Annotated in this window: 21 protein-coding genes; 6 read left to right on the top strand and 15 right to left on the bottom strand. The window is 70.8% G+C overall.

Annotated elements, in window-relative coordinates:
- The first annotated feature begins 39 nt into the window (after window positions 1–39).
- The 3 genes from IM708_RS04445 to IM708_RS04455 are packed head-to-tail and all read left to right on the top strand — an operon-like array spanning window position 40 to window position 4188.
- Window positions 40–723 (top strand): ABC transporter ATP-binding protein, encoded by a 684-nt coding sequence (locus IM708_RS04445; RefSeq protein ID WP_209425115.1) that lies wholly within the window; start codon window positions 40–42, stop codon window positions 721–723.
- Window positions 720–3119 (top strand): ABC transporter permease, encoded by a 2400-nt coding sequence (locus tag IM708_RS04450; protein ID WP_209425116.1) that lies wholly within the window; start codon window positions 720–722, stop codon window positions 3117–3119. The genes IM708_RS04445 and IM708_RS04450 overlap by 4 nt, the downstream gene beginning before the upstream one ends.
- Entirely contained in the window at window positions 3109–4188 is a 1080-nt protein-coding gene (locus tag IM708_RS04455; RefSeq protein ID WP_209425117.1) for a lipocalin-like domain-containing protein, read from the top strand. Before IM708_RS04450 ends, IM708_RS04455 begins: the two co-directional genes overlap by 11 nt.
- On the opposite strand, the gene IM708_RS04460 is transcribed toward IM708_RS04455, so the two are convergent.
- The 15 genes from IM708_RS04460 to gyrA all read right to left on the bottom strand — a co-directional run bounded on the left by IM708_RS04460 (window position 4182) and on the right by gyrA (window position 18804).
- Entirely contained in the window at window positions 4182–5561 is a 1380-nt protein-coding gene (locus tag IM708_RS04460; RefSeq protein WP_209425118.1) for a hypothetical protein, read from the bottom strand. The genes IM708_RS04455 and IM708_RS04460 overlap by 7 nt on opposite strands.
- A 201-nt stretch (window positions 5562–5762) precedes the next feature.
- Window positions 5763–6512 (bottom strand): SDR family oxidoreductase, encoded by a 750-nt coding sequence (locus tag IM708_RS04465; protein ID WP_209425119.1) that lies wholly within the window; start codon window positions 6510–6512, stop codon window positions 5763–5765.
- Window positions 6509–7834 carry an FAD-binding oxidoreductase gene (locus IM708_RS04470; RefSeq protein ID WP_209425120.1) on the bottom strand — a complete coding sequence of 442 codons (1326 nt, stop codon included), beginning with the start codon at window positions 7832–7834 and terminating at the stop codon, window positions 6509–6511. Before IM708_RS04470 ends, IM708_RS04465 begins: the two co-directional genes overlap by 4 nt.
- Window positions 7831–8244 carry a GtrA family protein gene (locus IM708_RS04475; RefSeq protein WP_209425121.1) on the bottom strand — a complete coding sequence of 138 codons (414 nt, stop codon included), beginning with the start codon at window positions 8242–8244 and terminating at the stop codon, window positions 7831–7833. Before IM708_RS04475 ends, IM708_RS04470 begins: the two co-directional genes overlap by 4 nt.
- Window positions 8241–9683, bottom strand: a complete 1443-nt coding sequence (locus IM708_RS04480; protein WP_245242996.1) for a UbiA family prenyltransferase — start codon at window positions 9681–9683, stop codon at window positions 8241–8243. The genes IM708_RS04475 and IM708_RS04480 overlap by 4 nt, the downstream gene beginning before the upstream one ends.
- 113 nt (window positions 9684–9796) lie before the next feature.
- Entirely contained in the window at window positions 9797–11083 is a 1287-nt protein-coding gene (locus tag IM708_RS04485) for a homoserine dehydrogenase (protein ID WP_209425122.1), read from the bottom strand.
- Window positions 11084–11175: 92 nt separating this feature from the next.
- Window positions 11176–11424 (bottom strand): hypothetical protein, encoded by a 249-nt coding sequence (locus IM708_RS04490; protein WP_209425123.1) that lies wholly within the window; start codon window positions 11422–11424, stop codon window positions 11176–11178.
- Between the two features lie 30 nt (window positions 11425–11454).
- On the bottom strand, window positions 11455–12348 hold the full coding sequence (gene gluQRS, locus IM708_RS04495; protein ID WP_209425124.1) for a tRNA glutamyl-Q(34) synthetase GluQRS: 894 nt from the start codon (window positions 12346–12348) through the stop codon (window positions 11455–11457).
- On the bottom strand, window positions 12336–13667 hold the full coding sequence (trmFO, locus tag IM708_RS04500; RefSeq protein ID WP_209425125.1) for a methylenetetrahydrofolate--tRNA-(uracil(54)-C(5))-methyltransferase (FADH(2)-oxidizing) TrmFO: 1332 nt from the start codon (window positions 13665–13667) through the stop codon (window positions 12336–12338). Before trmFO ends, gluQRS begins: the two co-directional genes overlap by 13 nt.
- Window positions 13668–13786: 119 nt before the next feature.
- Window positions 13787–14182 (bottom strand): DoxX family protein, encoded by a 396-nt coding sequence (locus IM708_RS04505; RefSeq protein WP_209425126.1) that lies wholly within the window; start codon window positions 14180–14182, stop codon window positions 13787–13789.
- A 122-nt stretch (window positions 14183–14304) separates the two neighbouring features.
- Window positions 14305–14655: a DUF6614 family protein gene (locus IM708_RS04510; protein WP_209425127.1), complete on the bottom strand. Its 351-nt coding sequence runs from the start codon at window positions 14653–14655 to the stop codon at window positions 14305–14307.
- A 142-nt stretch (window positions 14656–14797) separates the two neighbouring features.
- A complete protein-coding gene (locus IM708_RS04515; RefSeq protein WP_209425128.1) occupies window positions 14798–15037 on the bottom strand; it encodes a DUF465 domain-containing protein in 240 nt (79 codons plus the stop codon).
- 191 nt (window positions 15038–15228) lie between these two features.
- The gene (locus tag IM708_RS04520) at window positions 15229–15420 is read right to left on the bottom strand and encodes a hypothetical protein (protein WP_209425129.1); all 192 of its coding nucleotides are present in this window, start codon (window positions 15418–15420) and stop codon (window positions 15229–15231) included.
- Between the two features lie 53 nt (window positions 15421–15473).
- Window positions 15474–16082: a hypothetical protein gene (locus IM708_RS04525; protein WP_209425130.1), complete on the bottom strand. Its 609-nt coding sequence runs from the start codon at window positions 16080–16082 to the stop codon at window positions 15474–15476.
- 7 nt (window positions 16083–16089) lie between these two features.
- Complete coding sequence (gene gyrA, locus IM708_RS04530; protein WP_209425131.1) at window positions 16090–18804, bottom strand: DNA gyrase subunit A; 2715 nt, start codon at window positions 18802–18804, stop codon at window positions 16090–16092.
- A 161-nt stretch (window positions 18805–18965) separates the two neighbouring features.
- On the opposite strand from gyrA, the gene IM708_RS04535 reads away from it, so the two are divergent.
- From IM708_RS04535 to ccmE, 3 genes are read left to right on the top strand one after another with little or no spacing between them, the layout of a single operon-like run.
- The gene (locus tag IM708_RS04535; protein ID WP_209425132.1) at window positions 18966–19367 is read left to right on the top strand and encodes a universal stress protein; all 402 of its coding nucleotides are present in this window, start codon (window positions 18966–18968) and stop codon (window positions 19365–19367) included.
- Window positions 19368–19391: 24 nt separating this feature from the next.
- On the top strand, window positions 19392–20423 hold the full coding sequence (argC, locus tag IM708_RS04540; RefSeq protein WP_209425133.1) for an N-acetyl-gamma-glutamyl-phosphate reductase: 1032 nt from the start codon (window positions 19392–19394) through the stop codon (window positions 20421–20423).
- Between the two features lie 7 nt (window positions 20424–20430).
- Complete coding sequence (gene ccmE, locus IM708_RS04545) at window positions 20431–20919, top strand: cytochrome c maturation protein CcmE (protein ID WP_209425134.1); 489 nt, start codon at window positions 20431–20433, stop codon at window positions 20917–20919.
- The last annotated feature ends 16 nt before the right edge of the window (window positions 20920–20935 follow it).

The following is a 20935-nucleotide window of genomic DNA, read 5'->3' on the forward strand; positions in this document are numbered from 1 at the left end:
GCTTTGCATTCGCCGCGCGGGCGCTACACTCCGACAGGCATGACGCATCCTGAACCCCCCGCGGCGCTGGCGGCGCGCGATCTGGTCAAGCGGTTCCGCACCGGCGAGGGCCCGGTCGAGGTGTTGCGCGGCGTGTCCTTCGATCTGGCCCCCGGCCGGTCGATGGCGCTGACCGGCGAATCGGGCAGCGGCAAAAGCACGCTTCTGCACATCTGCGCGGGGCTGGAGCCCGCCGATGGCGGCGCGGTCCTGGTCGCCGGGCAGGACATCGCCGCCCTGCCCGAGGCGGCGCGCGCGGCGCTGCGGCGCGGGACGCTGGGGCTGGTCTTCCAGCAGTTCAACCTGATCCCCTCGCTCGACGTGGCGCGGAACCTGGCGTTTCAGGCGCGGCTGGCCGGGCGGCACGACCCCGCGCAGGTCGCAGAACTCGCCGCGCGGCTGGGCATCGCCGATCTGACCGCCCGCTACCCCGAGGAACTGTCCGGCGGCCAGCAGCAGCGCGTCGCCATCGGCCGGTGCCTCGCCGCGCGGCCCGCCGTGGTGCTGGCCGACGAGCCGACCGGCAACCTCGACGAGGCGACCGGCGACCGGGTGCTGGACCTGTTGCTGGAGGCCTGCCGCGACGCGGGCGCGGCGCTTCTGCTGGTGACACACTCGCCCCGGCTGGCGGCGCGCTGCGACGCGCGGCTGCACCTGCACGCCGGCCTTGTGGCGCCGGCATGACCCGCGCGGCGCTCTCGGCGCTGCTGTCGCACTGGCGGCGGCATCCGTTGCAACTGGCGATGCTGCTGGCGGGGCTGGCGCTGGCGACCGCGCTCTGGTCCGGGGTGCAGGCGCTGAACGCCGAGGCGCGCGCGTCCTACGATCGCGCGGGGGCCTTTCTGGCCGAGGCGGATCTGGCGCGGCTGGAGGCGCCGGCGGGGCTGATCGACCAGGCCGACTACATCGCGCTGCGCCGCGCGGGCTGGCAGGTCTCGCCGGTGCTGGAGGGGCGGGTGGATCTGGGTGCGTCACGCGTCACGCTTCTGGGGGTGGAGCCGATGACCGCCCCGCCGGGGGCTGTGGCAGCCGACCTGACCGGCGCCGATCCCGTGGCCTTCATGTCCGCGCCGGGTCAGGGTTTCGCCGCGCCCGAGACGATCCGGGCGGTGGGTGACGCGCCTTTCGAGCTGATCGAAGCGCCCGAGGTGCCGGTGGGCCAGGTGCTGGTCGATATCGGGCTGGCGCAGGCGCTGCTGGGCCTTGAGGGGCAGGTTGGGCGGCTGGTTCTGCTGCCGAATCAACCGCTTGGCCTGCCGCCGCTGAATGAGATTGCGCCGCATTTGCAGCGCGTCGATCCGGAGACCGAGACCGATCTGGCGGCGCTGACCGACAGCTTCCATCTGAACCTGACCGCCTTTGGCCTGCTGGCCTTTGCCGTCGGCCTGTTCATCGTCCACGCCGCCGTGGGTCTGGCCTTCGAGCAGCGGCGCGGGGTCTTTCGGACGATGCGCGCTTTGGGCCTGCCGCTGGGCCGGCTGATGGCGCTGCTGGCGGCCGAGATGCTGATCATGGGCCTGCTGGCCGGGACCGTGGGGCTGGTGTTGGGCTATCTGGTCGCGGGGGTGCTGCTGCCCGATGTCGCGGCGACCCTGCGCGGCCTTTACGGCGCGCCGGTGTCGGGCACGCTGCAGTTCCGCCCCGCCTGGGCGGCGGCGGGGCTGGCGATGGCGCTGGCGGGGGTGCTGGTCGCGGGCGGGCAGGGCCTGTGGCAACTGGCGCGGCTGCCGGTGCTGGCGCCGGCGCGGCCGCGCGCCTGGGCACGCGCCTCGGGCCGGGGGATGCGGGTGCAGGGGGTCGCGGCGACGGGGCTGGCGTTGCTGGCGGGCGCGCTGGTCGTGATCGGCGACGGGCTGATCGCGGGGTTCGTGCTGCTGGCGGCGCTGCTGCTGGCTGCCGCACTTTTCGTGCCGCTGGTCCTGGCCGCGATCTGCGCGCTGGGCGAGCGGTGGGCGCGCGGGCCGGTGGCGCAGTGGTTCTGGGCCGACGGGCGGCAGAACCTGCCGCGCCTGAGCCTCGCCCTGATGGCGCTGATGCTGGCGCTGGCCGCGAATATCGGGGTCGGCACGATGGTGTCGAGCTTTCGCACCACCTTCGTCGGCTGGCTCGACCAGCGCCTGGTGGCCGAGTTCTACGTCACCGCCCGCACCGAGGCCGAGGCCGAGGCGCTGCGCGCCGCCCTCGCCCCGCGCACCGACGCGGTGCTGCCGGTCTGGTTTGCCGAGGCGACGATCGCGGGCCTGCCCGCGCGCCTTTACGGGACCGCCGATCATGCGACCTTCCGCGACCACTGGCCGCTGATCGCCGAGGCGCCCGGGGCGTGGGACCGGCTGGCCGCGGGCGAGGGGGTGATGATCAACGAACAACTCGCCCGCGCCGCGGACCTGTGGCCGGGCGATACGGTCGATCTGCCGGGCGCCGGTCGGCTGGCGGTGGCCGGGGTCTATTCGGACTACGGCAATCCGCGCGCGCAGGTCATGCTGGGGATCGACGCGTTCCTTGCGGCCTTTCCGCAGGCCCCGCGCCTCAGCCACGCGGTGCGCATGGACGCCGCCGAGGTGCCGGCGCTGATGGCCGATCTGCAGGACGATCTGGGCCTGCCGCACACGCTGATGAGCGATCAGGCGCAGGCCAAGGCGGTGTCGCTGCAGATCTTCGAGCGGACCTTCGTGGTCACCGGCGCGCTGAATATCCTGACGCTGTCGGTGGCGGCGCTGGCGCTGTTCGCGAGCCTCGTGACGCTGTCGGGGATGCGGCTGGCGCAGCTGGCGCCGCTCTGGGCGCTGGGGCTGACGCGGCGGCGGCTGGCGGCGCTGGATCTGGCGCGCGGCATGGTGCTGGCGGGGCTGACCGCGGTGCTGGCGCTGCCGGTGGGGCTCATGCTGGCGCAGGTGCTGCTGGCGGTGATCAATGTGCAGGCCTTCGGCTGGCGCCTGCCGATGCAGGTCTTTCCCGCCGACTGGGCGCGGCTGGGCGCCTGGGCGCTGCTGGCCGCACTGGTCGCCTGCGCGCTGCCGGCGCTGCGGCTGGCGCGCAGCGCGCCGGCCGACCTGATCCGGGTCTTTGCGCATGAACGCTAGGCGCGCCCTCACCCGCCGCGGGCTGCTGCGGCTGCTGGCGGCGGGGGCGGCGTTGCCGGGCGTGGCGCGCGCGCAAGGCTTTGCCGGGCTGGGCACGACGGCCGAGGGGTTCGCCACACCCCAGCGCGGCCGCGCGCTGGTCTTTCCCGACGATCACGGCCCGCACTGGGCCTTCCGGATCGAATGGTGGTACCTGACCGCGGTTTTGCGCGGCGCCGACGGGCAGGAGTATGGCGCGCAGTGGACGCTTTTCCGCTCCGCGCTGGCGCCCGAGGAGGGGGCGGGCTGGGACGCGCCGCAGCTGTGGATGGGCCATGCCGGGCTGACCACGGCCACGCGGCATTTCAGCGCCGAGCGGTGGGCGCGCGGCGGGATCGGGCAGGCGGGGGTGACCGCTGGACCCTTCCGCGCCTGGATCGACGAGTGGGAAATGACCGGGCGCGCGCCCGAAGACGCCGACGCGCTGGACGCGCTGCGCGTGGTCGCGCGCGGCGGCGATTTCGGCTACCGGCTGGAGTTCGACGCCGAGGGGCCGCTGGTCCTGCAGGGCGACGCGGGCTATTCGGTGAAATCCCCCATCGGGCAGGCGAGCCATTACTACTCGCAACCCTTCTACCGGGTGGCGGGGGTGCTGGACCTGCCCGAAGGCCCTGTCGAGGTGACGGGCCACGGCTGGCTGGACCGCGAATGGTCAAGCCAGCCCTTGCAGGACGATCAGGAGGGCTGGGACTGGCTGTCGCTGATTTTCGACGATGGCACGCGGATGATGGGGTTCCAGTTGCGCGGGGCCGAGGTTTTCACCTCGGGCACCTGGATCGGGCCGGACGGGCGCGCCACGCCCCTGCCCCACGGCGCGCTGCGCTTCACCGCGCTGGAAGAGGTGCAGGTCGCCGGGCGCGCGGTGCCGGTGCGCTGGCGGGTGGAGTGGCCCGAGGGCGGGCTGGCGATCGAGACCGAACCCCTGAACCCGCAAAGCTGGATGGCGACCTCGTTTCCGTACTGGGAGGGGCCGATCCGGTTTTCCGGCAGCCATGCCGGGCGCGGGTATCTGGAGATGACGGGTTACTGAAGCGCGGCCAGCAGCACGGAGGAGCCCAGCGGCCCCTCGTCGCTCAGGATACCGGCATAGCGCGGATCGGCCAGCAGCGCGCGCAGGTCGGTGGCGCGGCCATCGACAAAGGCGGTGCCGCCGATCAGGCGCACGCCGTGGCTGTAATCGGCATAGCCCGCGCCATGCACGGTGCTGAGCGGCTGGATCGGCCGGCCGTCACGGTGGTGCCAGCCATAGATCGCCACGCGGCCGGGGCGGGTGGCGAGGCGGTTGGTCAGCACCAGGTCCTTCTTGTGGCCGGCGATCAGGGTGCCGGCGGCGGCGCCGGCGCGGTTGCGCTGCGCCTCCAGCGTGGCGTTGTGGCGCAGCAGGTAATCGGTCGATTCCATCTGCGGCCCCGGCGTCATCGGCTGCGGGGCCAGCCGCAGCGGGGCCTGGGCGTGGATCGCGTCGACCATGCGCGCGGTGGGCAGGAGCATGCCGAAACGCTCGGCGATGCGCGAGGCGGCGGGCAGGCCCATCGGCACGCGCACGAAGTCGCGGTCGTGGCCCAGCGCGAGGTAGTCGGGCAGCACGCAGATGGTGATGCGCGCGCGGGCGCCGGCGCTGGTGCGGCCCGACAGGGTCACGGGCACGAGGCGGCGCTGGAAATCGGGGAAGTTGCCGGACAGCACCGCCCGCGCGACGGCGGCGTCGCGGCGGCTCCCCGACAGATCGGCCAGCCGCGCCAGCGCCGCCCGCCCGCCGGGCGCGCCGGCGGGGCGCGACGGCAGGGCCGCGGCCTCGCAGGTGTCGCCCACGGCGGGGGCGGCGGCGAGGCGGGCGGGTATCGGCTGCGCTTCAGGGACGATGGCGGCAGATGCGGCAGGCCGGGGCGCGGGGCGGGGCGAGCGGTCCAGCGCCGCATCGGCGGTCAAGCGATCGGAAGGCGGCGCGTCGGGCGCCACGGTGCGCAACGGGCGCTGCGGCGGGCGGGCGCGGGGGCGGTCCCGGATCACCGCGACGGATTGGGCCTGCTGTTCGGCAGCCTGCGCGGCTTCCTCCGCTGGCACGGGGCGCGGCGCGTCGGGCGCGGGATCGCTTACCGCCAGGCGCGGCGCGTCGAAGCCACGCGGCTCCCCGCGCAGGATCGGCGGGGGCTCGACATGCTCAGCGCGGGCGAAGCCGGCAACCGTGCGGGCGTCGGTCCCGGACCAGACGCGCGGCGGCTCGGCCGCGTAGGAAATCCGCGCCGGGGTGTCGGGCGGCCAGAACCAGTAGGCCGCGGCCCCCGAGGCGCCGAGCGCCAGAAACACCAAGCCGAGGATCGCCGCGGCAAGCCGGGGCGATGACGCGGTTGCGGGCGGCCGGGGATCGGCGCGCCTGTCAGGGGACGGGGGCGTTTTGCGCATGTCCTTGATTAGGCTCGTCGCCGCCCCGCGGCAACGGCCCGGCCGCCGGAAGCCTGCCCGATGCGCGGCGGACCGCCGATACGGTGCGGCCTGCGAGCGCGCGGCAGGCGGCGGATGAAGGTTTCGTTGCGGTTAATTTTCTGAAATTGTGAAACAGGAACAACGCCTTGCCGACCTGCTCGCATGCGAGCAGACCCCGGGTCAGAGGCGGGTTTTCTTGAAGATGCCTTCGGGCAGGGCGCGGATGATGGCCATGATCAGCCGCCAGACCGGGCGCACCCAGACCACGTCGCGCCCGCGCCGGGTCGCCTGAAAGATCGCCTCGGCGACCTCCTCGGGCTGGGCGGTCAGGCGGGGGGGCAGGTCCATCCCCTCGGTCATGCGCGTGGCGACGAAGCCGGGCAGCACGGTGATCACGCGCACCGGGCCGCGCGCGAAGCGGTTGCGCAGCCCCGAAAGATACGCGGTGAAGCCCGCCTTGGCCGCGCCGTAGACGTAGTTCGAGGCGCGCCCGCGCTCGCCGGCGACCGAGCTGATGCCGATGAGGGTGCCGGAGCCGCGCGCCTCGAACCGCTCGGCCAGTTCGGCCAGCAGGATCGCCGGCCCCTCGAAATTGCTGCGCAGCACGCGGATCGCCGCCGCCGGGTCGCGCTGGTTCTGATCCTGCGTGCCCATCAGGCCGACGGCGCAGACGGCGATCTCGGGCAGGACGGGCAGCGCGTCGAGGAAGGCGGCGAAGCCTTCGGGGTCGAGCGCGTCGAAGTCGTGGCAGGTAACCGTGACCCCGTGGCGCAGCCCGATGTCGGTGGCGTCCGGCGCCAGCGTCGCGGCGTCGCGGGCGGCCAGCATGACAGGGTGCCCGCCTTGCGCGAAACGCTGCGCGCAGGCGCGCGCGATGTCCGACCGCGCGCCGAGGATGAGGACCGCGCCCCCTGTTGCCGCGCCGGTCATAGCGCCAGCCGCTGCGACTGCGCCGAGGCGAAGGCCTCGGCCAGCCCGGTCTTCTGGCGCATCTGCGCGAAGTCCGACCAGCGCGGGTCGGTCGCGTGCAGCGTTGCGGCGTCGAGGCGGGCGTCCTTGGCGAGGTAGAAGCGGCCGCCGTGGTCGGCGGTGATCCGGTCGAGTCGGTCCATGAGGGTCAGGCTTTCGCGGTTATGGGGGAAATCGAGGGCGAGGGTGTAGCCCTCCATCGGGAACGACAGGCGGCTGTCCTGCGCGCCGAAGCGCTTGAGCACCGCCAGGAACGACCCTGCGCCGCGCGCGGCGATGGCACGCAGCAGCGCGTCGAGGCCCGCGGCGGCGGCGGGCAGCGGCAGGACGCACTGGAACTGAAGAAACCCGCGGCGGCCATAGAGGCGGTTCCAGCCGGCGACCGCGTCGAGCGGGTAGAAATAGCGGTCCCAGTCGACCAGCGCCGCGCCGGCCTTGCGGTTGCCGGCCCACCAGTAGGCGGCGTTGAAGGCGCGCAGCGTTAGCGGGTTGAGCGCGAAGGCGGGCAGATCGACGGGCAGGCTGCGGGCGCGGCGGCGGGGCACGTCGAACGGGGCGCGCCGCGCGGCGGGGGGCAGATCCTCGACGCCCGCGTGGCGGCCCAGCATCACCAGGCTGCGCCCCAGCGCCGGGCCGCGCGCGGTGCAGTCGATCCAGGCGACCGAATAGGGCGCGTCGAGATTCCCCTCGAACGCGTCGATGGCGGCGGAGAGCGAGGGCGCGGGTAGCGTGGTCTGCGCGATCCAGCCGCTCTCCACCGGTTGCAGGCGCAGGCCCGCGCGCAGGATCACGCCGGTCAGACCCATGCTGCCCAGCGTCCAGTGAAAGAGGTCGGAATGGGTGTCGTGCGACGCGCGGGTGACGGTGCCGTCGGCGCCCATCACGTCGATCCAGTCGAGGGCGGCGCCGAAGCTGCCGGCGCCGTGGTGGTTCTTGCCGTGGACATCGGCCGCGATGGCGCCGCCGAGGCTGACGAACTTGGTGCCCGGCGTGACCTGCGGAAACCAGCCGCGCGGCAGGAATGCGGCGATGACTTCGGCCAGGGTCACGCCGGCCTCAACCTCCAGCGTGCCGGTGGCGGGGTCGAAGGCGAGGAAGCGGTTGAAATGGCCCATCGAGACGGTGTTGGCGGCATTGAGCGCGCTGTCGCCATAGGCCCTGCCCATCCCGCGCGCGATGGCCGGGCCGCGGGCCAGCGCCCGGGCCAGCGCATCGGCGTCGCGCGGCGCGCTGAGCGCGCAGTCGATGCGCGGGTAGCGGCCCCAGCCCGAGAGTTGGGTCATGCCGGCCCCGGGCGGGTGAAGACGAAGGCGCGGTCGAGCCGGTACTTCACCACGTAGCCGATGGTCAGCCCGATGACCGCGCCGATCTCGCGCATCGTGTGGGTCTGCCAGATTGCCCAGAAGGCCGTCTCGGTCGCCCAGAAGATCGCAGTGGTGGCGATGCCGGTGGCGGTGTAGCGCGAGAACTGCCGGCCGGTGGCGCGGAACCCGGCGCTCTGCTGCCCGAAGATCCAGCGCCGGTCGAGCAGGTACTTCACCACCAGCCCGACCGCCGTGCCGAGGGCGACGGCGGCGACGAAATGGCCGGCGCTTTCGCCGAAGGCCAGCACCGCGCGCTGCGCCGCGAGGTTGGCCAGCACCGCCAGGACGGCGAAGGCCGCGTAGCGCAGGGCGAGTTCCCAACGGCTCACAACAGCACGGCCCCGAGGTAGAAGACGAAGATCAGCGCCAGCACCAGTTGGCTGACCCCGTCGCGCGCGGCAAAGACGATCGGATCGTCGTGCATGCGGCCGCGATGGGTGACCATGGTCATGCGGATGATCCAGTAGAGCAGCAGGAGGCAACTGCCCCAGAGGAGGAAAGGCGTGGAGTAGCGCGCGATCGTATCGGGTTCGCTGAGGTAAAGGACCATGACCAGCGCCGCGACGAACCCCGCGCCGGTGGCGACCTGGGTGACGATCGGCAGGTCGTCGACGACATAGCCGCGGCCCTTGGCGTCGTCGAAGCCGCGTTCGATGGCGTCGACCAGTTCGGCCTGGCGCTTGACCGCGGCGAGCGAGAGAAAGAAGAAGACCGAGAAGGCCAGCAGCCAGACCGAGGGCGTGATCGCGGTTGCGGCGGCGCCGGCCAGCACGCGCAGGGTGTAGAGCGTGGTCAGCACGAAGATGTCGATCAGCTGCCGGCGCTTGAGCCAGATCGAATAGAGCACGGTCAGCACGTAGTAGCCGGCCAGCACCAGAACGAAGCGCAGATCGAGCGTCAGGGCCAAAAGCAGGCCCGCACCCAGCATCGCCAGGATCAAGATCATGCCCTGCTTGATCGGCAGCGCGCCCGAGGCCAGCGGGCGCTCGCGCTTGCGCGGATGGGCGCGGTCGGCGGAGAGGTCCAGGAGGTCGTTGAGCAGGTAGACGCTGCCGGCGACCAGTCCGAAGGCGATGAAGGCGGCGAGCGCGGCGAGGAAGGTCGCGGGGTCGAACTGGTGCGCGGCCAGCATCGGCAGGAAGACCAGCAGGTTCTTCAGCCACTGGTGCGGCCGGATCGCGTGCAGCGCCGGGGCCAGCGACGCGGCGGGGGGGCTGAGGTGGCGGGCGTCGGGGTGGCGGGCCTCGACCCGGGCGCGCAGTGCGGGCGAGGCGCCGACGGTGATGGCGGCGTCGGCTTCGTGCCAGACCGGCAGGTCGGCGGTGCTGTCGCCCGCATAGACGAAGCCGGGATCAGTGAAGGTCTGGCGCAGGAAGTCGGCCTTGGCCGGGCCTTTGAGGTTGGTCGTGCCGTCGGAGCCGCGGGCGAAGTCGAAGAGGCCCAGATGGTCCGCCACCGCCTGCACCAGCGTGTCGTCGGCGGCCGAGACCAGCGCCGTGCGCCCGCCGGCCTCGCGCCAGTCGCGGATCAGGGTCAGCACCTGCTCGTCATAGGGCAGGAGCGTCGGATCGGGCGGCGCGCAATCCGCCAGCATCCGCTTGAGCGCGGCGCGCCGGCGGCTTTTGCCCAGCGTGTGCACGGCGCGAAACGGGATGCGCCAGTCGCTGGCCGTCGCCGCCCAGAAGCTTTCGAACAGAAGGTCGGAATGCACCAGCGTGCCGTCGAGGTCGACGACCAGCACACGATCCGCCATTCCGTCACCACGCATTGCGGGGTCCCCGTCTACGCCCCATGAACGGGACCATGCCGAAGGCTTGCACCGGCAAGGTGAGGGGGCAAGGGAAAATTTCCGTTAAGGGCGACACGGCGGGCAGGATGCGGTCAGACGTCCTCGATCCGCAGGGCGACGGGGTCGCCGACCAGCACGCCGGTGGCCTCGAACCGCGCCAGCGCGTCGCCGATGTCGTCGCTGGAGGCCTTGTGGGTGACGATCAGCACCGGGGCATGCGCGCCCTCGTGTCCGTACTGGCGCATCCGGTCGATGGAGATGCCGGAATCGCCCAGCGCGGTGGCGATGCGGGCCAGCGCGCCGGGTTTGTCGAGAAGGGTCATGCGCAAATACCAGCGCGCCGCGGCGGATACCGCGGCGGGTGCGGCGACCGTCAGGTCGGCGGCGGGTTCGCCGAAGGTCGGCAGGCGCAGGCCGCGGGCGATGTCGATCACGTCGCCCATCACGGCGCTGGCCGTCGGCCCCTCGCCGGCGCCGGCGCCGCGCAGCACGATCTGGCCCACCGCGTCGCCCTCGACCACCACCATGTTGGTGCCGCCCTGCAACTGGCCCAGCGGGTGGGTTTCGGGCACGAGGCAGGGGGTCATGCGCTGTTCCAGCCCGCGGCCGGTCATCCGCGCCACGCCCAGGAGCTTGATCGCGAAGCCCATGTCGCGCGCCAGCCGGATATCGTCGATGGAGACCGCGCCGATCCCTTCCAGATGCACGTTGTCGAAATCGACCCGGGTGCCGAAGGCGATGGCGGCCAACAGCGCCAGCTTGTGCCCGGCGTCGATGCCGCCGACGTCGAGGTTTGGGTCGGCCTCCAGATAGCCCAGCTGGCGGGCTTCCTCGAACACCGTCTCGTAGGGCAGGCCCGCGCTTTCCATCCGGGTCAGGATGTAGTTGCAGGTGCCGTTCATCACGCCCATGACGCGCTCGATCCGGTTTCCGGCCAGCCCCTCGGACAGGGCCTTGATGACCGGGATGCCGCCGGCGACCGCGGCCTCGAACCGCAGGGTGCGGCCCGCGGCCTCGGCAGCCTCGGCCAGGGCCTGACCGTGATGGGCAAGCATCGCCTTGTTGGCGGTGACCACGTCCTTGCCGTTCTTCAGCGCGGTTTCGACCAGCGCCTTGGCGGCGCCGTTTTCGCCGCCGATCAGCTCGATCACCAGGTCGACATCGGGGCGGCGGGCCAGTGCGACCGGGTCGTCCTCCCACGCGTAGACGGAGATGTCGGCGCTGCGGTTCTTCTTGCGCGAACTGGCGCTGACCGCCACGATCTCGATCGGCCTGCCGGCGCGGCGGGCGATCAGCGCGCCATGCGCCTGCACGATCTTCACCACGCCAATGCCGACCGTGCCCAGACCGGCAATGCCGAGGCGGAGGGGGCTGTTCATCGGAAACTCCGGTTGCGGACCTGCCTCCCCTAGCCTGAAGGCCGGGCGGGCGCAATCGGGCCGGTGCGGTCGTCGGAGGGGTCGGGCAAGCGTCAGCTGCCGGTGCGCAGGGCCGCGGCGCGGACGCGCAGCGCGGCGGCGCGGGCGGCCAGCGCGGCCTCGTCGCTTGCGGCCTGTTCTGGCGCGGTCGCGGTGTCTGCGGTCAGCGCGGCGATCTCGGCCGGGCTGAGCAGGCGCGGCGCCTGCGGCGCGTCGGGGCGCGCGCATCCGGCCAGCAGGGCGCCTGCGCAGGCAAGGGCCAGCAGCGGGCGGAAGGCGGGACTGGCGGGGATGCGGATCATCGGGTTCCGGCGCGGTGGTGGCGGGGCATCCTAGCGCGCCGGGTGCTGCGCCGGCAAGCCGGCAGCGACGCCGCCCGATCCCGGCCCGACGAGGGCGCGAATGTCATCGACTGCCAGCCCCTGCGCGCGAAAAAGCGACAGCGCACGGGCGTCGTCGCGCTTGGCCAGGCGCTGGCCGGCGGCGTCGCGGATCAGGCGGTGGTGGTGGTAGTCGGGTACCGGCAGGTCCAGAAGCCGCTGCAGCAGCACATGGATCGCCGTCGCCGCAAAGAGGTCGGCGCCGCGCGGCACCAGGCTTACCCCCTGCACGGCGTCGTCGACCACGACCGCCAGATGGTAGGAACTGCCGATATCGCGCCGCGCCAGCACGATGTCGCCCACCTGACCGACCATCTGCGCGGTGTCGAAGACATGGCGGCCGGGATAGATCGGCCCGGCCTCGTGGAAGCTGACCAGGCCGCCGACCCGCGCCATCGCCGCGGCCATGTCCAGCCGGACCGCCGCGTCGCTGTCGCTGTGCCCGGCCTGCCGGCAGGTGCCCGGATATACCGGCCCGTCGGGGCCGTGGGCCGGCGCGCCCTCCTGCGGGGCGGAGAGCGCGGCGCGGATGTCGCTGCGCGTGCAGATGCAGCGGTAGGTGAGCCCCATCGCCGACAGACGCGCCAGCGCCTGCGCATGGGCGGCGGCGCGGTCGGACTGGCGCATGACAGGTTCGGGCCAATCGAGGCCGAGCCAGCGCAGATCGTCGAAGATCGCCGCCTCCCATTCGGGTTTGCAGCGCGCGGTGTCGATATCCTCGATCCGCAGCAGGAAGGTCCCGCCGCTGGCCTGCGCGAGATCCCAGGCGATCAGGGCGGAAAAGGCGTGCCCCAGGTGCAGCGGCCCGGTGGGCGAGGGCGCGAAGCGGGTGATCAGTCCAGCCATTCCCGGAACGCGGCCTTGGCGCGGTCGGTGTAGGCGCGGTAGCGGTCCTTGCGCCCGCGCCGTCCGCCGTTTGCGTCGATGGGCGGGAAAAGCCCGAAGTTGACGTTCATCGGCTGGAAGGTCTTGGCCTCCGCCCCGCCGGTGATGTGGTGGATCAGCGCGCCCATCGCGGTTTCGCGCGGCGGCGGGGGCAGGGTATCGCCCTTGATCTCGGCCGCCGCCATGCGCCCCGCGACCAGCCCCATCGCGGCGGATTCGACATAGCCCTCGACGCCGGTGATCTGCCCGGCGAAGCGGATGTTGGGGCGGGTGCGCAGGCGCATCTGCTCGTCCAGCAGCGTCGGCGAATTGAGGAAGGTGTTGCGGTGGATGCCGCCGAGGCGCGCGAAGCTCGCGTTCTCCAGCCCCGGGATCATGCGGAAGACCTGCGTCTGCGCGCCGTATTTCATCTTCGTCTGGAAGCCCACGATGTTGTAGAGCGTCCCCAGCGCGTTGTCGCGGCGCAACTGGACCACGGCATGGGCCTTCACGTCGGGCTGGTGCGGGTTGGTCAGGCCGACGGGCTTCATCGGGCCATGGCGCAGCGTTTCGCGGCCGCGCTCGGCCATGACCTCGATCGGCAGGCAGCCGTCGAAGTAGCCGGCGGTTTCACCTTCGTGGAATTCCGTCTTGGGCGCGACCAGGATGGCGTCGATGAACGCCTCGTAGGTGGCGCGGTCCATCGGGCAGTTGAGGTAGGCCTTGCGCTGCGCTTCGGTCTCGCCCTTGTCGTAGCGCGACTGGAACCAGGCCTTTGACAGGTCGATCGAGTCGAAATGCACGATCGGCGCGATGGCGTCGAAGAAGGCCAGCGCCTCCTCCCCGGTCTCGGCCCGGATCGCCTGCGCCAGCCTGTCCGAGGTCAGGGGCCCGGTGGCGATGATCCAGTGCCCGTCGCGCGGCAGTTGCGCCACCTCGCCGGGTTCGACGCGGACCAGGGGATGGGCGCGCAGGCGCTCGGTCACCGCCCGCGCGAAGGGGTCGCGGTCGACGGCCAGCGCCCCGCCCGCGGGCAGCGCATGGGCATCGGCCATCGCCATCACCAGCCCGCCCGCCGCGCGCATCTCCCAGTGCAGCAGGCCCACGGCGTTCTGTTCGTCATCGTCCGAGCGGAACGAGTTGGAACAGACCATCTCGGCCAGATCGCCGGTGCGGTGGGCGAAGGTGCCGACCTGCGGGCGCATCTCGTGGATCACCACCGGCACGCCGGCCTCGGCAGCCTGCCAGGCGGCCTCGGATCCGGCCATGCCGCCGCCGACGATATGCAATTCGGTGCTCATGGCGCCCATCTAGCGGTGGCGCGCTGCGAAGGAAAGGGGCGCGATGGGGACGGGCCCCCGGCCCGGACCCGCGGCGAGAGACCCCTCGACGGGGTCTCTCGCCGCGCCGCCGTTTCCGGTCAGGCGGTCAGGGGCGCGGCGCGGCCGAGCCTGGCGTCGATGGACCACTGGCCGGCGCCGGCAAGGGCCAGCAGCAGGTAGCCGCCGGTCAGCCCGAGGTTCTTCATCAGCGCCGTCATCTGCATCTGGTCGCCCAGGTCGAAATGATAGAGCAGCCCCGAGGCCAGGCAGAACGCGCCGAGCGCCAGCGCGGCGATCCGGGTCTGGAAGCCCACCAGGATGGCAAGGCCGCCGAGGATTTCGAACAGGACGACCGGCCAGGCCAGGAAGGCCGGCACGCCGCCCGAGGCCATGTAGGCGCCGAAGCCCTGGACATCGCCAAGCTTGCCAAGGCCGGCGACGATGAAGAGGATGGCCAGCAGGACGCGGGCCGCGAGGATCGTTGCATGGGTCATGTGTCTGTCTCCGGTCGGCGCCGGGAAGTGGCGCTGAGCGGCAGATATAGTGCGTGAACTGGCGCACCAATCCGGCACGGATCAACAGCCGCCGCGCATCTGCGCACAGAACGACGGGCGGTTCAGATCAGCGCGAGACGTTCGGCGCCTTCCGGATCGGGATAGGGACGGTAGAGGCCGAATTCGACATGCGCGATATGCTGGTGCATCTGGTCGTAGCGGCGTTGGGCGTCCTCGTCCGCTTCGGCGAGAAAGCGGAAAGCGGAGTCGAGTTGGGCGAGGTCGGCAACCTCGATCTCCAGCAGGAAGTCGGCGCAGGCGGGGCCGGCGAGGTTCAGCTTGCGCCGGAAAAGCCGCCAGGCGCCGATGCGGCCCTGATCCTGAAGCAGTGTAAGCCATTGGTCCAGCGCGAAAGAAAAGAGAAGCGCCTTGGCATCGTGCTTCAGGTCGATCATGCAGTGATAGAGGTTCATGGGCCCGCCCGCTTCGGCTGATCGCGGCAGTCTAGGCGGGCTTTATTGCGGCGTGGTAAACGCCTGCGGGGCCTTTGGCTTGGATCCCCGCGGCGTACGTCTCGCAGGCGCACACCGCTGGACCCGGGCGGGGGCGGCGGGCTCAGGCGTCGCGCAGCATCCGCGCGATCGTGTCCTTCAGCTCCAGCCGCTTGCGGCGCAACTCGGCCTCGTGGGCCTCGGACACCGGCTCGACATTCGTTTCGGCGCGGTGGATGTCGCGGTTGACCGCGTGGTACGCCTCCGACAGCCGGGCGAAATGCGGATCGGCGAGTTTCAGGTCATGCAGCTTCGCCGCGTGCTCCGGGAATTCCTCGGCCAGTTCGTGGGGGGTGTGGGTCATCGTATCCTCGTCTGATGGGTAACGGCGACGTAACCCGGCAACAGGCGCGGGGCCTTGATCTGGATCAGAAGAGGGTCACGACCGACGAGTTGCGGAATGGAGGCACCAGAAGATCGAGGCCGCGCGGGACATGCAGCGCCTTTCCAGCAGCCCCTCGGGCTGCAATCGGTCGGTTTCGAGCGCTCTGCGGGTCAGTCCTTGGCCACTTTCAGCGTGTTGCCGAGGCGATCATAGGGTGCGCCCTGCACGATGGCATCCAGCCGACGCTGTGGTACGGGGGCGGTCTTGCGCTGCAGCATCAGACCGACCGCGCCGAGCCCGACAAGGCTGCCGCCGACCGACAGGCCAAGAACCAGATTTTCAACTCCGACCGCCTCGAACATGGCACCCTCCGCTTTCTGTTTCATAGATAGGGTATTTCGCCGTCGATTTCCAGTCACGGCAGGTCACCGATGGCTTTTGCCAGCGACTCCGCCTGGTCGGCGCGCTTGCGGTGCCGGGCGCGGCGCCGCATGAGCCGCAGCCGGCCCCAGGAGGCGGCGCCGACCAGCACGAGCGGCGCGGCGACCGCTGCCACCGCGCCCAGGCCGGCGATGCTGCCGGCAATGACGCCGCCGAGCGCGAAGACGAAGAGCGTGGCGCCCAACCGTTGGGTCCAGACGCCCCAGGCGGAATCGCGGTTGCCGAATTCCTCGGACAGTTCGACCAGATCGGCAGCGCGCGAGCGCAGCAGGTCGGCGACGATGATGCGCACGTCGCGGTCGTTGACCCTGCCGAGCGCGGTCAGAAGGGCGGCGCGTTCGGCGCGGTCGGACACCACCGCCTCGATCAGGAGGGCGAGATCGGCGTCGGCGACCGGCACCTGCATCGAGAGCGCCTGGGCATAGGCGACGAGCGCGGTCGCCGGGGAGCGCTTCATCGCGTCGTCGGCGGCGTTTACCGGGGCGTCGGTTGTGCCCTCGGGGGTCGATCCGTCCGCGCCGGTGCCGCCCGGCCCGCTTGCGCCCGTGCGGCTTCGGCGGCCCGATCCTGGCGCGCGCGCCATTGCGGGATCAGCCCTCGTCCGCCTGTTCGGCGATGCGCGCGACCGAGACGACTTCCTCGCCCGTGCCGTTGAGGTTGAGCACCTTCACCCCGCCGCCCGAGCGCGCCATGAAGCGGATGCCCTCGATCGGCACGCGGATCGACTGGCCGCCCGAGGTGACGAGCATGACCTGATCGGCCATGTCGACCGGGAAGCTGGCGACCAGCGGGCCGCCGCGCCGGGCGCCGTCGGTGGCGCGCACGCCCTGCCCGCCGCGGCTGCGCAGCGGATAGTCGAAGCTGGAGGACAGCTTGCCCAGCCCGCCGGCGGTGATGGTCAGCAGCAGGTCCTCGGCGGCCGACATCTCGGCGTAGCGTTCGGGCGAAAGCTGGCCGATCTCGACCGCGACTTCGTCCTCCTCGGGCTCGGCGTCGGTATCCTCGGGCGCGCCGGCCATCAGGCGGCGCTGCTTGAGGTAGGCCGCGCGTTCCTCGGGCGTGGCCTCGAAATGGCGGATCACGGCCATCGACACGACGCGGTCGCCGTCGGCCAGGCGGATGCCGCGCACGCCGGTCGAATCGCGGCCCTTGAAGACGCGGACATCGGTCGTGGGGAAGCGGATGGCGCGGCCCAGCGCGGTGACCAGCATGACGTCGTCCCCCTCGTCGCAGATGCGGGCGTTCACCAGGCTCACGCCGTCGGGCAGGCGCATGGCGATCTTGCCGTTGCGCATGACGTTGGTGAAATCGGAAAGCGCATTGCGCCGCACCCCGCCTTCGGAGGTGGCGAAGAAGATCTGCAGCTTGTCCCAGTCGTCCTCGGGCGCGTCGACGGGCATCAGGGCGGCGATGCCGATGCCGGTGGCGATGGGCAGGATGTTGATGATCGCCTTGCCGCGCGCGCTGCGGCCGGCCAGCGGCAGGCGCCAGCACTTCAGCTTGTAGACCATCCCGTCGGTGGTGAAGAACAGAAGGTTGGTGTGCGTGTTGGCGACGAAAAGCGTGGTGACGACGTCGTCTTCCTTGGTCGACATCGAGGAAAGCCCCTTGCCGCCGCGGCGCTGGGCGCGGAATTCGGCGAGCGAGGTGCGCTTGATGTAGCCGGACTGGGTGATGGTCACCACCATGTCCTCGCGCTCGATCAGGTCCTCGTCCTCCATGTCGCCGGCCCAGTCGACGATCTCGGTCCTGCGGGGGACGGCGAAAAGCTCCTTCGCCTCGGCCAGTTCGGAGGAGATGATCTCCATGATGCGGGCGCGCGAGCGCAGGATGTCGAGGTAATCGCGGATCTTGCCGGCCAGTTCCTCCAGTTCGTCGGTGACCTCCTTCACGCCCATCGCGGTCAGGCGCTGGAGGCGCAACTCAAGGATGGCGCGGGCCTGGATTTCGCTCAGGTTGTAGGTGCCGTCGTCGTTCATCGTGTGGCTGGGATCGTCGATCAGCCGGATATAGGGCGCGATGTCGGCGGCCGGCCAGCGGCGGGTCATCAGCTTTTCGCGCGCTTCCGCCGGGTCGGCCGAGCCGCGAATGGTGGCGACGACCTCGTCCACGTTCGACACCGCGACGGCGAGGCCGCAGAGGACATGGCTTCGCTCGCGCGCCTTGTTCAACTCGAACGCGGTGCGGCGGGTGACGACCTCCTCACGGAAGGTGATGAAATAGGTCAGGAAGTCGCGCAGCGTCAGCTGTTCGGGCCGGCCGCCGTTGAGCGCCAGCATGTTGCAGCCGAACGAGGTCTGCATCGGCGTGAAGCGGAAAAGCTGGTTCAGCACCACGTCGGGCGTCGCGTCGCGCTTCAACTCGATCACGACGCGCACGCCGACGCGGTCGGATTCGTCGGCGACGTGGCTGATCCCCTCGATCTTCTTCTCGCGCACCTGGTCGGCGATGCGTTCGACCATCGTGGACTTGTTCACCTGGTAGGGGATTTCGTCGACGATGATGGCAAAGCGGTCCTTGCGCACCTCCTCGATATGGGTGCGGGCGCGGATGAGGACGGAACCGCGCCCTTCGAGATAGGCCTTGCGCGCGCCCGAGCGCCCGAGGATCAGCGCGCCGGTCGGAAAGTCGGGGGCCGGGACGAATTGCATCAGCTCTTCGCTGGTCAGATCGGGGTTCTCGATCAGCGCCAGCGTCGCATCCACCACCTCGCCGAGGTTGTGGGGCGGGATGTTGGTGGCCATGCCGACGGCGATGCCTCCGGCGCCGTTGACCAGCATGTTGGGAAAGCGCGCGGGCAGGACCGTGGGTTCGCGGTCCTTGCCGTCGTAATTGTCCTGAAAGTTGACGGTGTCTTTCTCGATATCCGCCAGGAGGAAGTTGGCCGGCCGGTCCATGCGGACCTCGGTATAGCGCATCGCGGCGGCGGTGTCGCCGTCCATCGAGCCGAAGTTGCCCTGCCCGTCCAGCAGCTTGAGCGACATCGAGAAGGGCTGCGCCATGCGCACCAGCGCGTCGTAGATCGCGCTGTCGCCGTGCGGGTGGTACTTGCCCATCGTGTCGCCGACCGAGCGCGCCGACTTCCGGTAAGGCTTGTCATGCGTGTTGCCGGATTCGTGCATGGCAAAGAGGATGCGGCGGTGCACCGGTTTCAGCCCGTCGCGCAGGTCCGGAATGGCGCGGCTGACGATCACGCTCATCGCGTAATCGAGGTAGGAGGTGCGCATTTCCTGCGTGATCGAGACGGTCGGTCCCGAAGGTTTCCGTGCTTCGGTGTCGTCCGGATTTTCGGGCGTGTCGGTCACCGGGGCCTCGCTGGGTGGAATCCGCTAGATTTTGTTGCCCGGCTTATAGCAAGACCCAAGGGGCGGGCGCAATGGCGGGGGCGATCCGGGCCTGACCCGAGTCAATGTTCCCCGCCGGTTTATCCTGCTAGGATGACGGCCGACAGTTTGCAGGAGGTTTCATGTATCGCAACATTCTGGTCCCAGTCGCCTATGAGGCGGGACACGACGCCCGGGAAGAACTGGACGCGGCGCGCAAGCTGGCCGATCCGTCGGCGAAGATCACGCTGCTGCACGTCATGGACCCGGTGCCTTTCTTCGCCATCGACTACATGCCCGAGGGCTACCGGGACGAGTTGACCCGCGCCATCGAGGCGGATCTGCAGCGGCTGGCCGACACGCTGCAGAACGGCGCCGTCGCCGTGCTGGAAGGCGACGCCCCGCGCGAAATCCTCGACTGGGCCGAGGGCAACCAGGTCGACTGCATCGTTCTGGCCACGCATCGGTCGGACCGGTCGCTTTACGGCTCGACGGCTGCGCGGGTGGTGCGGTATGCGCCCTGCTCGGTGCATCTGCTGCGCTGAAGCGTGGCACGGAAGGAGGCGGAGATGACGGCAAGGCGGGTCGCGATCCTGGGGGCTTCGGGCTATACGGGTGCGGAACTGGTGCGCCTGCTGGCGACGCATCCGGGGTTCAAGATTGTGGCGCTGACCGGCGAGCGAAAGGCCGGCCAGCCGATGGCCGCGGTGTTCCCGTTCCTGCGCCATCTGGACTTGCCCGAGCTGACCCGGATCGAGGAACTGGACTTCGCCGGGATCGACATGGCGTTCTGCGCGCTGCCGCATGCCACCAGCCAAGCGGTGATCGCCGAGCTGCCGCGCGATCTGCGCGTCGTCGATCTGTCGGCCGATTTCAGGCTGCGCGAGCCCGACGCCTATGCGCGCTGGTACGGCAAGGCCCATGCCGCGCCCGATCTGCAGGAGGAGGCCGTCTATGGCCTGACCGAGTTCTACCGCGACGAGATCCGCGCGGCGCGGCTGGTGGCGGGAACCGGCTGCAATGCGGCGACTGGGCTTTACGCGCTGCTGCCGCTGGTCGCGGAAGGGGTGATCGATCTGGATGAGATCATCCTCGATCTGAAATGCGGCGTGTCGGGCGCGGGGCGGGCGCTGAAGGAGAATCTGCTGCATGCTGAGTTGTCGGAGGGCACGCAACCTTACGCGGTCGGCAGCACGCACCGGCATCTGGGCGAGTTCGACCAGGAACTGAGCCTTGCCGCCGGACGCCGCGTCGAGATCCAGTTCACGCCGAACCTGGTGCCGATGAACCGCGGCATCCTGGCGTCAGCCTGGCTGCGCGGCGAGGCGCGGGCGATACACGAAGTGTTGAGCGCGCGTTACCGGGACGAGCCGTTTCTGAAGGTGCTTCCTTTTGGCACAGTGCCCTCGACTCATGACGTGCGCGGCTCCAACTATGTGCATATCGGGGTGGTCGGGGACAGGCGGCCGGGGCGGGCGATGGTGGCGGCGGTGCTGGACAACCTGACCAAGGGGTCGTCGGGGCAGGCGTTGCAGAACGCCAACCTGCTGATGGGATTTGACGAAACCGCGGGGCTGATGGCGCCGCCGGTGTTTCCGTGAGGGGGTCATGAGGGGCCTGAAGAAAAAGCGCAGGGTGCAGATCATTCTGGTCGCCGCGGTGTCGCTGACGCTGTCGACGGCGCTGATCGGCTATGCGATGCGCGACGGAATCAACTTCTTCCGCTCGCCCAGTCAGGTGATGGCCGACCCGCCGCCCGCGAACGAGGTCTTCCGTTTGGGCGGGCTGGTCCAGCCGGGATCGATCCGGCGTGGCCAGGGCGAGGAGGTCTACTTTCGCGTGACCGACAACTGCACCGCGGTCGAGGTGCGCTTCCGCGGCATCCTGCCCGACCTCTTCGGAGAGAACGAGGGCACGGTGGGCACCGGCCGCTGGGTCGAGGGCATCTTCGAGGCGCATGAGGTGCTGGCCAAGCACGACGAGACTTACATGCCGCGCGAGGTGTCCGATTCGCTGGCCGCGATGGAAGAGGCGCATGCGGCTGGCGCCGAGTGCGCCGAGATGCCGGTTTACGAAGCGCCCGCTCCCGAGTCCTGATTTCAACCTTTCGTTC

The organism is Pararhodobacter sp. SW119 (genome assembly GCF_017811755.1).
GTDB lineage: Bacteria > Pseudomonadota > Alphaproteobacteria > Rhodobacterales > Rhodobacteraceae > Pararhodobacter.

What these genes read in the sequence shown, in the direction of transcription:
- IM708_RS04490 (WP_209425123.1), bottom strand. Translation starts at nt 11,424, where the DNA reads ATGATCCGCATCCCCGCCAGTCCCGCCTTCCGCCCGCTGCTGGCCCTT.
- IM708_RS04515 (WP_209425128.1), bottom strand. Translation starts at nt 15,037, where the DNA reads ATGACCCACACCCCCCACGAACTGGCCGAGGAATTCCCGGAGCACGCG.
- IM708_RS04480 (WP_245242996.1), bottom strand. Translation starts at nt 9,683, where the DNA reads ATGCGTGGTGACGGAATGGCGGATCGTGTGCTGGTCGTCGACCTCGAC.
- IM708_RS04485 (WP_209425122.1), bottom strand. Translation starts at nt 11,083, where the DNA reads ATGAACAGCCCCCTCCGCCTCGGCATTGCCGGTCTGGGCACGGTCGGC.
- IM708_RS04455 (WP_209425117.1), top strand. Translation starts at nt 3,109, where the DNA reads ATGAACGCTAGGCGCGCCCTCACCCGCCGCGGGCTGCTGCGGCTGCTG.
- IM708_RS04535 (WP_209425132.1), top strand. Translation starts at nt 18,966, where the DNA reads ATGTATCGCAACATTCTGGTCCCAGTCGCCTATGAGGCGGGACACGAC.
- IM708_RS04505 (WP_209425126.1), bottom strand. Translation starts at nt 14,182, where the DNA reads ATGACCCATGCAACGATCCTCGCGGCCCGCGTCCTGCTGGCCATCCTC.
- ccmE (WP_209425134.1), top strand. Translation starts at nt 20,431, where the DNA reads ATGAGGGGCCTGAAGAAAAAGCGCAGGGTGCAGATCATTCTGGTCGCC.
- IM708_RS04510 (WP_209425127.1), bottom strand. Translation starts at nt 14,655, where the DNA reads ATGAACCTCTATCACTGCATGATCGACCTGAAGCACGATGCCAAGGCG.
- IM708_RS04525 (WP_209425130.1), bottom strand. Translation starts at nt 16,082, where the DNA reads ATGGCGCGCGCGCCAGGATCGGGCCGCCGAAGCCGCACGGGCGCAAGC.
- IM708_RS04460 (WP_209425118.1), bottom strand. Translation starts at nt 5,561, where the DNA reads ATGCGCAAAACGCCCCCGTCCCCTGACAGGCGCGCCGATCCCCGGCCG.
- IM708_RS04465 (WP_209425119.1), bottom strand. Translation starts at nt 6,512, where the DNA reads ATGACCGGCGCGGCAACAGGGGGCGCGGTCCTCATCCTCGGCGCGCGG.
- IM708_RS04520 (WP_209425129.1), bottom strand. Translation starts at nt 15,420, where the DNA reads ATGTTCGAGGCGGTCGGAGTTGAAAATCTGGTTCTTGGCCTGTCGGTC.
- argC (WP_209425133.1), top strand. Translation starts at nt 19,392, where the DNA reads ATGACGGCAAGGCGGGTCGCGATCCTGGGGGCTTCGGGCTATACGGGT.
- IM708_RS04445 (WP_209425115.1), top strand. Translation starts at nt 40, where the DNA reads ATGACGCATCCTGAACCCCCCGCGGCGCTGGCGGCGCGCGATCTGGTC.
- gluQRS (WP_209425124.1), bottom strand. Translation starts at nt 12,348, where the DNA reads ATGGCTGGACTGATCACCCGCTTCGCGCCCTCGCCCACCGGGCCGCTG.
- IM708_RS04470 (WP_209425120.1), bottom strand. Translation starts at nt 7,834, where the DNA reads ATGACCCAACTCTCGGGCTGGGGCCGCTACCCGCGCATCGACTGCGCG.
- trmFO (WP_209425125.1), bottom strand. Translation starts at nt 13,667, where the DNA reads ATGAGCACCGAATTGCATATCGTCGGCGGCGGCATGGCCGGATCCGAG.
- IM708_RS04450 (WP_209425116.1), top strand. Translation starts at nt 720, where the DNA reads ATGACCCGCGCGGCGCTCTCGGCGCTGCTGTCGCACTGGCGGCGGCAT.